12 protein-coding genes are annotated in these 13,290 nt (G+C 71.1%); 6 read left to right on the top strand and 6 right to left on the bottom strand.

Annotated features, from left to right (window positions below; genetic code table 11):
* The first annotated feature begins 34 nt into the window (after positions 1 to 34).
* The 4 genes from SPF06_RS04710 to SPF06_RS04695 all read left to right on the top strand — a co-directional run bounded on the left by SPF06_RS04710 (position 35) and on the right by SPF06_RS04695 (position 4,087).
* Positions 35 to 787 carry a maleylpyruvate isomerase family mycothiol-dependent enzyme gene (locus SPF06_RS04710; protein ID WP_323277810.1) on the top strand — a complete coding sequence of 251 codons (753 nt, stop codon included), beginning with the start codon at positions 35 to 37 and terminating at the stop codon, positions 785 to 787.
* Between the two features lie 350 nt (positions 788 to 1,137).
* On the top strand, positions 1,138 to 2,868 hold the full coding sequence (locus tag SPF06_RS04705) for a Kelch repeat-containing protein (RefSeq protein WP_323277809.1): 1,731 nt from the start codon (positions 1,138 to 1,140) through the stop codon (positions 2,866 to 2,868).
* A gap of 36 nt (positions 2,869 to 2,904) precedes the next feature.
* Positions 2,905 to 3,294, top strand: coding sequence for a hypothetical protein (locus SPF06_RS04700; protein WP_323277808.1), 390 nt, complete (start codon positions 2,905 to 2,907; stop codon positions 3,292 to 3,294).
* A 16-nt stretch (positions 3,295 to 3,310) separates the two neighbouring features.
* Positions 3,311 to 4,087, top strand: coding sequence for a C1 family peptidase (locus tag SPF06_RS04695; RefSeq protein ID WP_323277807.1), 777 nt, complete (start codon positions 3,311 to 3,313; stop codon positions 4,085 to 4,087).
* On the opposite strand, the gene SPF06_RS04690 is transcribed toward SPF06_RS04695, so the two are convergent.
* Positions 4,084 to 4,755 (bottom strand): TetR/AcrR family transcriptional regulator, encoded by a 672-nt coding sequence (locus tag SPF06_RS04690; RefSeq protein WP_323277806.1) that lies wholly within the window; start codon positions 4,753 to 4,755, stop codon positions 4,084 to 4,086. The two genes, SPF06_RS04695 and SPF06_RS04690, sit on opposite strands and share 4 nt — an antisense overlap.
* 61 nt (positions 4,756 to 4,816) lie before the next feature.
* Between SPF06_RS04690 and SPF06_RS04685 the strand changes: the two genes are divergently transcribed.
* Positions 4,817 to 5,602 carry an SDR family NAD(P)-dependent oxidoreductase gene (locus tag SPF06_RS04685; protein WP_323277805.1) on the top strand — a complete coding sequence of 262 codons (786 nt, stop codon included), beginning with the start codon at positions 4,817 to 4,819 and terminating at the stop codon, positions 5,600 to 5,602.
* Positions 5,603 to 5,893: 291 nt separating this feature from the next.
* Here the strand turns inward: SPF06_RS04685 and SPF06_RS04680 are convergent, their stop codons facing one another.
* Genes SPF06_RS04680 through SPF06_RS04665 form a run of 4 tightly spaced genes read right to left on the bottom strand, consistent with a single transcriptional unit; the run spans position 5,894 to position 10,218 of the window.
* The gene (locus SPF06_RS04680) at positions 5,894 to 6,754 is read right to left on the bottom strand and encodes a carbohydrate ABC transporter permease (RefSeq protein ID WP_323277804.1); all 861 of its coding nucleotides are present in this window, start codon (positions 6,752 to 6,754) and stop codon (positions 5,894 to 5,896) included.
* Entirely contained in the window at positions 6,747 to 7,850 is a 1,104-nt protein-coding gene (locus tag SPF06_RS04675; RefSeq protein WP_323277803.1) for a carbohydrate ABC transporter permease, read from the bottom strand. The genes SPF06_RS04680 and SPF06_RS04675 overlap by 8 nt, the downstream gene beginning before the upstream one ends.
* 24 nt (positions 7,851 to 7,874) lie before the next feature.
* On the bottom strand, positions 7,875 to 9,128 hold the full coding sequence (locus SPF06_RS04670) for a sugar ABC transporter substrate-binding protein (protein ID WP_323277802.1): 1,254 nt from the start codon (positions 9,126 to 9,128) through the stop codon (positions 7,875 to 7,877).
* A gap of 28 nt (positions 9,129 to 9,156) precedes the next feature.
* The gene (locus tag SPF06_RS04665) at positions 9,157 to 10,218 is read right to left on the bottom strand and encodes a LacI family DNA-binding transcriptional regulator (RefSeq protein WP_323277801.1); all 1,062 of its coding nucleotides are present in this window, start codon (positions 10,216 to 10,218) and stop codon (positions 9,157 to 9,159) included.
* A gap of 154 nt (positions 10,219 to 10,372) precedes the next feature.
* On the opposite strand from SPF06_RS04665, the gene SPF06_RS04660 reads away from it, so the two are divergent.
* Positions 10,373 to 12,322 (top strand): glycogen debranching N-terminal domain-containing protein, encoded by a 1,950-nt coding sequence (locus SPF06_RS04660; protein WP_323277800.1) that lies wholly within the window; start codon positions 10,373 to 10,375, stop codon positions 12,320 to 12,322.
* Between the two features lie 64 nt (positions 12,323 to 12,386).
* Here SPF06_RS04660 and nagB read toward each other — a convergent pair whose 3' ends face one another.
* Positions 12,387 to 13,166 carry a glucosamine-6-phosphate deaminase gene (gene nagB, locus SPF06_RS04655; RefSeq protein ID WP_323277799.1) on the bottom strand — a complete coding sequence of 260 codons (780 nt, stop codon included), beginning with the start codon at positions 13,164 to 13,166 and terminating at the stop codon, positions 12,387 to 12,389.
* Positions 13,167 to 13,290 lie beyond the last annotated feature (124 nt).

The following is a 13,290-nucleotide window of genomic DNA, read 5'->3' as shown; positions in this document are numbered from 1 at the left end:
GCCGTCGTGCCGCGGGCTCGGCTATCGTGGCTGCGTGAGCCACCTTCCCGTCACGCCCCACGACTTCGCCGCCGCCCTCGACCGCCTCGAGGCCGTGACTCGGCGCTTCGCCTCCGCCGCGGATCGAGTCCGCGACTGGACCGCCCCGGTCCCGACCTGCCCCGGCTGGACGGCGCACACGCTCGTGGTCCACCTCGGCCTCATCCACACGTGGGCTGCGTCGGCTATCGGGGCCGAGCACGCCCCCGAGGATCCGCCGTTCGAGGACGACGGCGCGCCCCTGCCCGAGTGGTACCGCGGCCGCGCAGCTGGACTTCTCGCCGCGCTGCGCGACGCCGGCCCCGAGGCTCAGGCCTGGACGCTCTGGGGCGATCGGGTCGCCGCGTTCTGGGCGCGGCGGCAGTTCCACGAGACGGCGGTGCACGAGTTCGATCTCGCGTCCGCCCTCACGGCGGGCGCCGGCGATCCCGTGGCGTGGTCGATTCCCGGCGACCTCGCACTCGACGGACTCGACGAGGTCCTCACGGGGTTCTATCCGCGGCAGGTGCGGCTCGGTCGCACGCCCGGGCTGCCCGCCGTCGTGCGCTTCTCGGTGCAGACGGACGACGGCGAGCCCGTCGCCTCGCTCGATGCGCCCGCCTTCGGAGGTGGAACCGAGGGGCCGGTGCTCGGGATCGTCGCGGGGACGGCGCGCGAGCTGTACCTCGCGGTCTGGGGGCGGGGCGAGTTCCCGGGGGCGTCGCCGGAGCTCGTGGAGACGATCCGGGGGACGAAGCTCACGCCATAGATCGTTCCACCGGGAACAGGGATCCCCAGCTCTTGCGCCGGGTTCCCCAACTCGTGCACCAACCGCCCCAGCTTCTAAACCCTCGGCCGAGGCGAGTCCCGCATGCGCGGCCGGTATCGCGCGGAAGGGCGCGGCGCCGTCGTCGTCGGAGGTCCTAAAGGCTGGGGAAGTCGGTTCGGAACGTGGGGAGCTTTGTGTTGAATCTGGGGAAGCCGGCGCAAGAGTTCGGCCGCCTGAAGGCCAAGTTGGGACCCGTGTTGACAGTCCCCGCTGACCGCGCTCGTTGACCTCTTGACTTTTCCGTCAGGTCATTAGTAAAGTCGGAGGACAAATTGAATTGATCCGGCCTGATGACCCCCAGCACTCAGGCCGGAGGCGCCGACCGGGTCCAGCACGTGCCGGTCCCGGTCGGAATGCGCCGTGCCGCCTCCTGCGGATTCGTATCAGCTCGGGCGGCCGCTGCCGCCGATGCGAAAGGGGCCGCCGTGGCCTCGTGGAAATCCCTCGCTCACCAGCCGACGTTCCCCGTCGGCACCATGCTCCTCCTCACGGACGGCACGGTCATGTGCCAGTCGGGCGGCTCCAAGAGCTGGTGGCGCCTCACCCCAGACCTCTCGGGAAGCTACGTCGACGGCACGTGGACCCAGCTTGCGGACATGCACAATTCCCGCCTCTACTACGCCTCCGCGGTGCTCCGCGACGGCCGCGTCTTCGTGGCCGGCGGCGAGTACAGCGACGCGGGCTCCGACGCGGACGCGGCCGAGATCTACGATCCTACAACTGACACGTGGACGAGCATCGGCACCCCCGGATGGGGCGAGATCGGCGACGCGTCGGCGTGCATGCTCGACGACGGTCGGATCGTCGTCGGGAACCTCACCGACTCTCGCACCGCGATCTACGACCCCGCCGCGAACACGTGGACCGCGACCGGCAGCATGGCCGCCCGCTCCAACGAGGAGACGTGGACCCTCCTGCCCGACGGCTCGGTCATGACGGTCAGCTGCGCGAACCACCCCCACGCGGAGCGCTACGTTCCCTCGACCGGCACATGGATCAGCGCGGGGTCGACGCCGGTCGAGCTCGTCCAGGCGTCGTCGATCGAGATCGGCCCCGCGCTTCTCATGCCGGACGGCCGCGTGTTCTGCGTTGGCGCGACGGGCCACACGGCCCTGTACACGCCGTCGGGCGATACGACCGGAACCGGCACGTGGGCCGCGGGCCCGGACTTCCCGACCGATGACCAGAACCGCCGCCTCAAGGCCAAGGACGCCCCGGGCGCCCTCCTGCCCAACGGTCGGGTCCTGTGCGTCGCCGGCCCGGCGGGCGATGCGGCGGGGGACTGGCCGAGCCCCACGATGTTCTTCGAATTCGACGGCACGAACCTCAACCGCGTCGCGGATCCGCCGAACGCCGACCAGGTCATCTACCAGGGCCGCATGCTCCTCCTCCCGACGGGCGAGGTGCTCTACGGCGCGCAGACCGCCGCGCTGTACGCGTACGAGCCCGACCCCGGCCCAGACCCCTCGTGGGCGCCGACCATCACGTCGGTTCCGACGAGCCTCGGCCTCGACGGCGCGTACACGCTCACGGGAACGCAGCTCAACGGACTCTCGCAGGCCGTGAGCTACGGCGACGACGCGCAGATGGCCACGAACTATCCGCTCGTGCGGCTCGTCGGCACCTACTCCGGCAAGGTCCGCTACCTCCCGACCCGCAATCACTCGACGATGGCCGTCGCGACCGGCACCGCCCTCGTCACGACCCAGTTCACCGTCCCGAACGACGTCGACCTCGGCCCGTACGAGCTGAGCGTCGTCGCGAACGGCATCGCGTCCGAAGCCGTCGCGGTCACCGTCGGGCTCGGCTCGGGCCGCGCGCAATACCTCGTCGTCGATACGTGGACCCCGAGCCAGGACGGCGCGCTTTGGGCCTACGTCAACGGGGCGTGGCGCGGCCGCGGGATCGGGCAGAACGAGCTCGTCGGCATCGCGCAGGACCTGTTCTCGGCGGACGCCGTGGACGTCTGGTGGGATTCGTCCGGCCTCGTCACGGCCCGCGGCTGGTCCTCGCCGCACTGACCCCCACACCCACCCGGCCGCCCCTAGGAGCCAGCCATGGAAGAACCATCCCAGGCCATCGTCGACCAGCTCGACGCCGCGGCCCGCGCCGCGCAGACGACGGCGGGGGCATCGCCGTCGTCCGCCTCGCCCCCGAGCGGCCCGCCCGGGCCGGGAACGGCACCCGCGAAGCGCGCGACGACGGCCGCCGCGCCCGCCGGCGCGGGCGGCAGCGCAACAACCCACTATCTCGTGCTCGACCACTATTTCTCGGGCGGCCCGGCAGCGCTCTGGGCGTACGACGGCGCCGCGTGGCGAGCGGGGCTCGTCGCCGAACCGGGGGATGAGCAGGGGGTCGTGCAGGTGGCCTTCGCGGCCAACCGCGTCGACGTGTGGTGGGATTCGAGTGGCTCGCTCAGCGTGATCCGCTCCTGGAAGTACCTCTGAATCGAAGGAGATCGTCATGACCACTGAAGCCGCTCCCGCCCGCCACTCCTACGGCTGGGTGCCCGACGTCCCGGACCAGCGCGACTTCCTTTTCGCCGCGCCGCCCGCCGTGCTTGGCGCGCTGCCCGCCTCCGTGGACCTCACCTCGCACTGTCCGCCCGTCTACGATCAGGGCCAGCTCGGCTCGTGCACGGGAAACGCGATCGCGGGCGCCCTCGAGTTCGACGCCGACAAGCAGGGCATCGCGGGCTACACGACCCCCTCGCGGCTGTTCATCTACTACAACGAGCGCGTTATGGAGGGCTCGGTCGCGAGCGACTCGGGCGCCCAGATCCGTGACGGCATCAAGTCTGTCGGCGCCCAGGGGGCGTGCCCCGAGACCGAGTGGCCGTACGACATCTCGCAGTTCGCCGTCCAGCCCACCCAGCAGTGCTACATCGACGCGAAGCAGCACCGCGCGGTCTCGTACCAGCGCGTTTCGAGAAGCCTCCAGCAGATGCAGGGGTGCCTCGCCGCGGGATTCCCGTTCGTGTTCGGCTTCACGGTCTACGAATCGTTCGAGAGCCCGCAGGTCGCGCAGAGCGGCGTCGCCCCCATGCCCGCCCCGAACGAGCAGGTGCTCGGCGGCCACGCCGTCGTCGCCGTGGGCTACGACAACGCGACCCAGCGCTTCCGCGTCCGCAACTCGTGGGGCACGGGCTGGGGCCAGTCCGGCTACTTCACGCTCCCGTACCAGTACCTTCTCTCGTCGGGACTCTCGAGCGACTTCTGGACCATTCGGATGGTGAGCTAGCTCGGCTCAGCGAGATCTGGCCACGCGTTGGCCGAGATCTGGCCACGCGTTGCGGACGCGTGGCCAGATCTCACCGGACGCGCGGCCACGAGCCCAGCCCACACGAAGCCGATGACGGACGCCGCGGCGTCCGTCATCGGCGTCTCTCCGAGGAGTCCCGCCGTCGCGAGGGATGCGACGCCGTGGACGGACGCGAAGGCGATCATCGCGAGCTCTTCGGGGTCACCGGCGCGGATGGCGCCAGCCTCCTGGGCCGCGACGATGAGGGCGACGAGGTCGTTCTTGCCCGCGTGGCTCACCGCGAGCAGGGCCTCGCTCGCGCTCGTCTCGTGCTTCGCCGTGTACATGACCGCGAGGATCTGCGGATGCGCGACGGCGAAGCCGACGTAGGCGAGCCCGACGGCCCGGAAGCGGGCCTCGAACGGGGCGTCTGCGCTCGCGGCCTCGCGGATGGCCGCGTTGAGCCGCTCGAAGCCTTCGACGGCGATCGCGTCGATGAGCGCCTGCTTGTCCCGGAAGTGGCGCGCGGAGGCGCCGTGGCTCACCCCGGCGTCGCGCGCGAGCTGGCGGAGGGAGAGGGCTTCCGCCCCGGCGTCGTCGACTGCCTCCCATGCGTGCCGGAGGAACTCGGCGCGGAGGTTTCCGTGGTGGTAGGCACGTTCGGACACGAGCCCAGTCTATCGGAATGTAGGCATTGACAACAATGCTGTCATTGCCTACATTCGAGACATGACCATCACCTATCGCGGCACGACCGCACTCATCACCGGCGCGAGCTCAGGGCTCGGCACCGAATACGCGACGCGGCTCGCCGCGCGGGGCGCCGACGTCGTCCTCGTCGCCCGCCGTGAGGACCGGCTCCGCGAGCTCGCGGAACGGCTCGAGCGCAGCCACGGCGTCACCGCAACCGTGATCCCGCTCGACCTCGGCCGGCCCGGAGCGGCCAAGGCCCTCCGCCGGGACCTCGACGAGCGCGGCATCCGGATCGGCATCCTCGTCAACAACGCGGGCTTCGGCCTGCACGGGGACTTCCTCGACGCCGACGAGGCGCGGACCGCGGAGATGATCCAGCTCAACATCAGCGCTCTCGTGGAGCTCACCCGCGCGTTCCTCCCGGACCTCGTGCGCGAGCGGCGCGGCGCCGTCGTCAACATCGCGAGCACGGGTGCGTTCCAGCCCTGCCCGAGCATGGCCGTGTACGGGGCCACCAAGGCGTTCGTCCTCAATTTCACGGAGGCGATCGCGTACGAGACGCGGGATGCGGGCGTCGCCGTCCTCGCGGTGTGCCCCGGCGCGACCGCCACGGAGTTCCGCGAGGTCTCCGGCCTCCACGCCGACCGCGGGCAGCGCGGCTCGCAGACCCCGGCCGAGGTCGTGGCCGCGACGCTCCGGGCCCTCGACCGCGGCCACTCGGGCAGCGTCGTCTCGGGTGCGCGCAACGCCGTCCTCGCCAAGCTCGCCGGCATCATGCCTCGCCCCGTCGTGACGTCCATCGCGGCGCGGACGCTCGCCTGAGCCGAGCCTTCCCGACGCGCCCTCACGTGGGTGGGATCTGGCCACGCGTGGGTGGGATCTGGCCACGCGTGGGTGGGATCTGGCCACGCGTCCGGGGTTGGAGACGGGTGGCCACGTCTCGCCCGACCGTGGCCACGTCTCGCCCGACCCGTGGCCACCTCTCGCCCGTATCCTGCGGACGCGACGGCGCAAGCGGAAGGCCGGGCTCGCCCCCAGCGACGAGCCCGGCCCTTTCCCCTGCGTGACCTCCTTTCGTTCTACCTGCTCGCTTCGTAATGCCGTGCCGGAGCCCTACTCCTTCGTCCCGCCCGCCGTCGTGTTCATGATCCGGCGCTGGAAGACGAAGAACAGGACGGCGACCGGGATCGTCATGAGCGTCGCGGCGGCGAGCTTGACGGGGAACTGGGAGCCCGCGCTCAGCGCGCCGGAGGCGAGCTGGGCAGTGCCCTTCGTGAGCGTGAAGAGGCTCGGGCTCTGCGTCGAGATGATCATCTGCGGGAGCTCGTTCCACGAGGCCTGGAACGAGAGGATGAACAGCGTGATGAGCGCCGAGCGGGACATCGGCAGCACGACCGACCAGAAGCGCCGGAACACGCCCGCGCCGTCGATCTTCGCGGCCTCCTCGATCGAGGGCGAGACGGATTCGAAGAAGTTCCGCATGATGAACACGCCCGCCGCGTCGGCGAGCATCGGGATGACCATGCCCGCATACGTGTCGTACATCCCGAATTCCTTGATGACGAGGAATTTCGGGATGAGGAGCACGACCCCGGGCACAGCCATGACCGCGACGAGCCCGGCATAGACCGCGTTCCGCCCGCGGAACGGGAGCCGCGAGAGCGCGTAGCCGGCCATCGAGTCGAACAGGACGCGCCCGGCGGTGACGAGCACCGTCACGACGACCGTATTCCCGAGCCACAGCGGGAGGTCCGTCTGGAACAGCTGCTGATAGGCCGCCGTCGTGAAGCTCTGGGGGATGAGCGAGACGGGGTTGTTCGCGGCGTCCTCGTCCGTCTTGAACGAGTTCGCGAGCGAGACGACAAACGGGAACACGTACACGAGCGCGAGCGCCGTGAGCAGCGCGTACGTGCCGATGGTGGCGGCGCGCAGCGGACGACGGCGCCGCGCGGCCGGGCGCGGATCGTCAGCCATGCGCGCGCCTCCTCGCGGGACGGTGCCGGGAGGGCTTACGCTCGGCCCTTCGCTCGGCGAGGAACAGCCGCTGCACGAGCGTGAACACGACGATGATCGCGAACAGGATGAACGCGATCGCCGCCCCGCGGCCCCACGCGTTGTTGACGAACGACTGCGAGTAGGAGAGGAACGCGGGCGTGAGCGTCGTCTTCGCGGGACCGCCCTTCGAGCCGACGTAGATCTGGTCGAAGATCTGCCACGTGCCGATGAGGCCGAGCGTCATGACCGTGAACGTCGTGGGCCGGAGCATGGGGAGCGTGACGTACCAGAAGCGCTGCCACGCGTTGGCGCCGTCCATGACGGTGGCCTCCTCGATGTCCTGGGCGATCTGCTGGAGGGCCGCGAGGTAGATGAGCATGAATGTGCCCGAGGTCGTGAAGATCGCCATGACCACGAACACGAGCATCGCGGGGCTCGGGCCGGCGATCCAGTCGAACCACGTGAGGCCGAGGAACCCCGAGCCGGACGGCGCGTGGACGCCGAGCGCGGCAAGAACCTGCTGGACGACGCCGCGCGTATCCGTGAACCAGCCCACGCCGCCTCCGCCGAGCCATTGGACGACCGCGTTGACGGTGCCCGACGCGGAGAACAGGAAGAGGAAGATGACCGTGATCGCCACGGACGAGGTCACGGAGGGGAAGTAGAACGCCGTGCGGAACGCGCCCCGCGCCGCGAGGACGCGCCGGTTCACGAGGACGGCGAGGAAGAGCGAGACGGCCGTCTGGATCGGCACGACGAGCAGCACGTACCACGCGTTGTTGCGCAGTGCCGTCCCGAAATCGGTCTGCGCGAGGCCGGGCTTCGCGAGCAGCGCCGCGTAGTTGTCGCCGCCCACGAACTTCACGCTCGCAGCGAACGGGCTCCCGAGGCCGTTCCAGCTCGAGACCGAGACCCACGCCGCCATGAGGATCGGCAGCACGAGGAACAGGCCGAGGATGAGCAGCACAGGGGCCGTGAAGAGCCAGCCCGCGAGCCCGTCGCGGCCCCGGATCCCGGGGCCGCGACGGCGCGGGCGGGCGTCGGCGGCGGAAGGCCGCAGCACGCTCGTCGTCATGGACAGTCTCCTTGGCAGGCCGGGCTAGGAGAGGCCCGCGAGGCCCGAGAGGTTGGTCTGGACCTTCTCGAGGATCGTCTTCGGTTCGGTGGTGGGCAGCGCGTCGAGCTGCGAGTCGAAGTCCTTGATGACGTCGCTGATCCCCGCGACGCTCGGGATCGACTTCGACGACGCCGCGCCGTCGAGGAACGCCGTCTGCCCGGGGAAGGCCGCCTTCCACTGGTCCGCGATCGACTGGACCGACGGCATGACGCCGAACGCCTTCGCGAAGCCCATCTGCTGCTCGGGCTGCGTGAGGTATGTGACGAGGTCGATCGCGCCGCCCTTGTTCTTGGACTGCGCGGCCATGCCCCACCCGCCGTCGTACTGGATGGTGCCCTCGCCCTTCGGGCCCGCGGGAAGCTTGGCGACCCTGTAGTTGACGGACTTGTAGTCCTTGCCCATCGCGCCCGAGATCCAGTTGCCCTCGATCGTCATCGCGGCCTTCTGCGTTCCGAACGCCTCGCCGCCCCAGCCCGCGCCGAGCTGCGACGAGTACTTCATGGCGCCGTCGGCCAGGAGCTTCTTCGCGAAGGCGAGGCCCTGGACATTCGCGTCGGAGTTCGCGGCCGCCTTGCCGGAATCGTCGGTGAGCCACCCGCCCGCCTGCGCCATGAAAACGCCGAGGCGCTCGAACTGCGGCGAGACGGCGAGGCCCACGTGCTGGCCCGTGGTGAGCTTCTTCGCGACGGACTCGAGCTGATCCCACGTGGTCGGAATGTCCGCGTCGCCCAGGCCTGCGGCCTTCCACATATCCGTGTTGATGACAAGCTCGAGCGTCGAGAAGTCCTTGGGCGCGGCGTACGACTTGCCGTTGACTGTGAACGCCTTGACGAGGGACGGGTAGAACGCGTCCTTGTTCTTGAGCTGGTCGACGTACGGCTCGAGCGAGCCGTTGCCCGCGTAGGTCGCGACCGAATCGTTTGTGACGTAGAAGAGGTCCGGCGGGTTGCCGCCGGAGAAGCCCTGGGACAGCTGCTGGTTGAGGTCCGAGGCCACGTTCACCGTCGCGGGCGTTCCGGACTTCTTCGACCACGCCTCGACGGCGGACTTGACGGCCGCGGTCTCGGCGTCGCCTGAGGTGCCGATGAGGATCGTGAGCGGCTGGTGGTTGTCCGCGGCGGCCACCGCCGACGTGCCGGTCGGCTGGCCGGATGGGCTGCCGCCTCCGCACGCCGCAAGGGCCACGCTGGCCGCGAGCGCCGCGGCGGCGAGGCATGCCCTTCTGCTGAGATTCATTCCTGCTCCTTCGCTAGGTGGGGGTGCGTTATCGCGTGGCTGATGCCGGTGGTTGGGAGCTCTCGCGCACGACGAGCCGGGGGAGGAGAAGCCGCGCGTCGCGCTCGCGGGGCGCGCGCCCGTCGAGCTGGTCGAGGACGCTTGCGAGGGCCCATGCGGCGGCGTCGTCGAGCGGCTGGCGGATCGAGCTGAGGCCGAGCGCTGCCGCCGTCGGGCTGTCGTCGAAGCCGACGACGGCGGCCCGCGCGCCTGCCGCGCGGACGGCGCTGAACGCGCCCACGGCGAGGGAATCCGAGGCGCACACGAACGCCGTCGCGCCGCCTGCGAGAAGGCGCGCTGCGGCGTCGGCCCCCTCGAGGATCCCGTCCTGCTGTTCGGAGTCGAGCGGGCGTCGCTCGGCCGCGCCGACGCCCGCGGCCGCCATGGCCTCGTCCCAGCCCCGCCGTCGCTCGTCGCCGGTCTCGGATCCGGCGGGCCAGCCGACGAACGCGATGTTCCGGTGGCCGAGGTCCAGGAGGTGCCGCGCGGCCTGGGCGGTGCCTGCGGCGCCGTCGACGTCGATCCACGCATGGGCGGGCTCCGCCGCCGTCGTTCCCTCCTCGGGCCACGGGCGGCCAAAGACGGAGAACGGGATGCCATGCTCGGAGAGCCAGCGGTAGCGGAGGTCGTTGCGGTGGGTGCCGACGAGCACGAACGCGTCCGCGGCGCGGGCCTGCGTGAGGCTCGAGAACTGGCGGAGCTCGGCCTCGTCTGAGTCGGCGGTGTAGAGCACGACGCGGTAGTCGCGCCGCTCGGCCTCGGCCGTGAGCGCGTGGAGGAACGTGTCGAGGACCGCGCCGCCGATGCCGTCCCGCACCGGATCGAGGCGGTAGGCGATGACGCCCGAGCGCGCCGTGCGCATCTGGCGGGCCGCGGCGCTGCGGACGTAGCCGGTCTCCTCGATCGCGGTCAGGACGCGCTTGAGGGTCTCGGGCTGGAGCCGCTCGGGGTTGTTGAGGGCGTTCGAAACCGTCTGGCGGGAGACGCCCGCGTGCGCGGCGACGCTCGACACCGTGGGCCGCTGGGCCGTCTCGGGGCCGCTCTGCTCCATGGCCGCTCCTCTCCGTTGCGAAGCACTTTCGGTGATTTGATCGATCAACTACGATCTGGTGTGTCATTTGATTGATCAAATCGGGGGAACGTCATAAGAATTGACGACATCCACCGATGTGTCAAGCAGCCCACAGGAAGCGAACCGAAAGCACATGCCTGAAACCCTGCAGCCGTTCCTCCACGACCTCGAGCTCGTCTTCCGCGCGCCGACCCAGGCCTGGTCCGAACGCGACGGGCAGATCCGCGCTGCAACGGCCGGCCCGGGTGCCCCCGGAGCGTCCGTCTGCGGGGTCATGCATTCCGACGTGCGCGTGCTGAGCGAGGCCATCCTCGCGGTCGACGGTCGCGAGCCCGAGCCCGCCGGATCGTGGCGCGACGACGACGGACGGCTCGTCGCCGTCGGCCTCCCGCGGCACGTGGACGGTCCAGGCGCGGACCCCACGGCCCGCGTGCTGCGGGCGCGGCGCGTCGAGGCGGGGCTCGTCGAGGAGGAGATCGAGCTCGCGTGTGCGACGGCGGAGCCGGTCACCGCGGTCGTGAGCGTTGCGCTCGCGGCGGACTTCGCCACGATGGAGGCCGTCAAGTCCGGGTACGCGACGGCGCCGCTCGCCGCCGTGCCCGCCGAGGGCGGCCTCGCGTGGGCCTCCGCAGGTGGGGCCGTCGGCGAGGTGACGGCCGTCGTCGAGGCACCGGGCGCCGTCGTCGACCTCACCGACCCCGCACGGCCCGTGCTCCGCTGGACGCTCACCGCCGCGCCCGCCGAGCCGGCCCGCGCATCGTGGAGGCTCGCCGCGGAGGATCGGGCCGCCGTCGTCCGCGGCGCCGCCGGCCCCGCGCCCGAGGCGTGGTGCGTCCCGCGCCCGACGGCGGATGTGCGGCTCGCGCGCTTCCTCGACCAGTCGCTGCGCGACCTCGCCGGCCTCCGGATGTCGCTTCCCGCGCTCCCCGGGCGCGAGTTCCTCGGCGCGGGGGCGCCCTGGTTCTTCACGCTCTTCGGGCGCGACTCGCTGTGGGCCGCGCGATTCCTCCTTCCGCTCGGCACCGAGCTTGCGGAGGGCACGCTCGCGGTCCTCGCGTCGTTCCAGGGGAAGCGCGCCGACGTCGAATCGCAGGAGGAGCCGGGCAAGATCATGCACGAGCTGCGCCGGGCCGCGCTCACGCTCCACGGCGAGAACCTCAGCCTCCCGCCCATCTACTACGGGACCGTCGACGCGACCCCGCTGTGGCTCTGCGTTCTCCATGACGCGTGGCGCGCGGGGATGCCGGACGACGCCGTCGAACGCCTCCTGCCCCGCGCGGAGCGCGCGCTCGCGTGGGTCGCCGCGGGCGTGCGCGACGGGTACCTCACGTACCTCGACACGAGCGGCCACGGCCTCGCGAATCAGGGCTGGAAGGACTCGGGGGACGCCGTCCAGTTCCGTGACGGCCGCCTCGCCGCCGGCCCGATCTCGCTGTGCGAGGTACAGGCCTACGCGTACGAGGCACTCGTCCACGGCGCGGAGCTGCTCGAGGCGTTCGGGCGCCAGGGCTCTGACTCCCTCGGCACCGCGCCCTCCCAGCTGCGGGACGCCGCCGCAGCGCTCGCCGCACGGTTCCGCGGCGACTTCTGGCTTGAGGACGCGCTCGGGCCGTACGTCGCGATTGCGCTCGATGGCGACGGCGTGCCCGTCGACACCGTGACCTCCAACATGGGGCACCTGCTCGGGACCGGCCTGCTCTCGGCGGCGGAAGAGGCTCTCGTCGCGCGGCGGCTCGTGGAACCCGAGCTCGACTCGGGGTTCGGGCTGCGGACCCTCGCGACGTCGAGCGCCGGGTATTGGCCGCTCAAGTACCACGGCGGCTCGGTGTGGGCGCACGATACCGCGATCGCGATCCGAGGCCTCGTCCTCTCGGGGCATTCCGCGGAGGCTGCCCGGCTTGCCGAGGGTCTCCTCAAGGCCGCCGAGTCGTTCGAGTACCGGATGCCCGAGCTGCACTCGGGCGATCCCGCCGACGGTCCGGGCCGTGTGTCGAGGGCGCTCCCATACCCGGCGGCGTGCCGGCCGCAGGCGTGGTCGGCGGCGTCGGCGGTGGTGGTCGCCGGGGCGCTCGGGAAGCTCTGAGAGCCCCGAAGCGTGGCCACCTTTCGCCACGAACCGTCTCCTCGCGGCGATGCCCGTTTGTGGGTCAGTAGGCCTGCCAGCTCGGCTTCTGCGAGTGCGTGTACTGGTAGTACTCCGTGTGCTCGAGGCGGGACGCGGCGTCTGTGTCGACGAGAACGGTCGTGTGCGGGTGGAGCTGGAGGGCCGACGCCGGGCACAGCGCCGCGAGGGGGCCCTCGACGGCGGCGGCGATCGCCTCGGCCTTGGCGGCGCCGAGTCCGATGAGGAGGATGTGGCGTGCTTCGCGGATGGTCCCGAGGCCCTGCGTGAGCACGTGATGCGGGACGTCGTCGGGGCTCGGGAAGAACCGGGCGTTGTCCTTGCGCGTCTGCTCCGTAAGCGTCTTGATCCGAGTCCGCGACGCAAGCGAGGACATGGGCTCGTTGAAGCCGATGTGCCCGTCGGTGCCGATCCCGAGGATCTGGACGTCGATGCCGCCCGCCGCGGCGATCGAGGCGTCGTACCGCTCGGCCTCCGCCTCGGGGTCCTCGGCCTGCCCGTCGATGCTGTGCACAGCGCCCTCGGCGAAGTCCACGTTGTCCGTGAACTCGCGCCGGATCACCGAGCGGTACGACTCGGGATGCTCGGCGGGGAGGCCGAGGTACTCGTCGAGTGTGAAGGCCTGGGCCTGCGCGAAGGAGAGCCCGCGCTCGCGGTGGCGGCGGATGAGCTCGGCGTACGTTCCGAGCGGCGTGGATCCGGTCGCGAGCCCGAGGACGGCGGGGCCGCGACGTACGCGGGCCTCGATGATGTCCGCCGCGGTCGCGGCGACGGCGTCGGCATCGGGCAGGACGATGATCTCCATGCGGTCTCCTGGGTCGTGGGTGTGGGCCCGCATTGGCGGGCCCACACGGTTGGCTGGTTCGGTTATTTGGCGGGTTCGGTTTCGACGGTGACTTCGTCGTCTTCGCGGCCGGGGGTGCGGAGGT

This window comes from Sinomonas terricola (assembly GCF_034931225.1).
Classification (GTDB): domain Bacteria; phylum Actinomycetota; class Actinomycetes; order Actinomycetales; family Micrococcaceae; genus Sinomonas; species Sinomonas terricola.
The sequence above is the reverse complement of the archived record's forward strand: the minus strand, read 5'-3'. Positions and strand labels throughout refer to the sequence as shown.